General features: G+C 61.0%; 2 protein-coding genes. Both read right to left on the bottom strand.

Going from position 1 to position 947, the window contains the following annotated elements:
- Positions 1 to 396: transposase (locus tag FMZ75_RS21150; RefSeq protein ID WP_207783565.1), on the bottom strand; the 396-nt coding region annotated here is incomplete at its 3' end.
- Complete coding sequence (locus FMZ75_RS21145) at positions 393 to 887, bottom strand: helix-turn-helix domain-containing protein (protein ID WP_166146301.1); 495 nt, start codon at positions 885 to 887, stop codon at positions 393 to 395. The genes FMZ75_RS21145 and FMZ75_RS21150, both read right to left, overlap by 4 nt.
- Between the last annotated feature and the right edge of the window lie 60 nt (positions 888 to 947).

The following is a 947-nucleotide window of genomic DNA, read 5'->3' as shown; positions in this document are numbered from 1 at the left end:
AAAGGCGGCGTAGAGCGAAGCCGGCGTGTGCGTCGAGAGATTGTCCTGCACCAGCACGATCTTCGCCGCGTTGGGAAAATGCTTGTCGGACAAGTCCCTGAGCACATGGGCGTAATCGACGGCCGCGTGGCGGTCGGTGACATCGACGCAGCGCCAGCCTTCGAGCGGCGCGAACATCATGAACAGATTGGCCACGCCATTGCGTTCGTATTCGTAATCGTGGCGCGCCTTGCGCCCTCGCTTCGCGGGAAGGGGCGCGCGCGTCTCTTTGATCAGTTGCTTGGAGGTCTCGTCGAGACACACGACGGGGCGCTGCGGATCATGCGGCCGTTGATAGACGGCGAGCACATCTTCCATATTGGCGACGAAAGCGGCGCAGGCCTGCGGCGCGATCACCCATTGCTGTTTGAGATGCGGTTTGAGAATGTTTTTTTGAGCGTGCGCCCGATAGTGTTGTCGCTGGCTTTTTCCACGATCTTCAGTTCGACGACCTTTTCTTCGAGCAGGCACAGAGTCCATCTGGCGTAGCCCGCCGGAGCCGGCCCGCAGGCGAGCGCGATGAGCTTTGCTTCCGCCGCGCCGTCGAAAATCCGGGGCCGGGCGCACTTCGGATTATATTTGCGGATCAGCACCGCTTCGAACCCTTCCTCCACCAATTGTCGGCGCGTCCGCTCGACATTGGCGACGCTGGTGTCGAGCGCCTCGGCGATCTTGCCGTCGCTCCAACCTTCACCGGCGTTCGAAACGTCCGCCTTCAACAGGATGCGCGCTTTCGTCAGCAATTGCGCCGAGCGCTTGCCCGAGCCGATAAAGTCCGTGAGCTTCGCGCGTTCCTCCGCGCTCAGCCGCACCACGTGTTTCTTGACGGCGATCTCTTTCCCGGCCACGAATCATCTCCAGCGCTGTTCCGCAGCCGCAGTGATTCAGAACTAACCGTCAAAAGCAAT

It is taken from the genome of Methylosinus sp. RM1, assembly GCF_011378635.1.
GTDB classification, from domain to species: Bacteria; Pseudomonadota; Alphaproteobacteria; order Rhizobiales; family Beijerinckiaceae; genus Methylosinus; species Methylosinus sporium.
The sequence above is the reverse complement of the archived record's forward strand: the minus strand, read 5'-3'. Positions and strand labels throughout refer to the sequence as shown.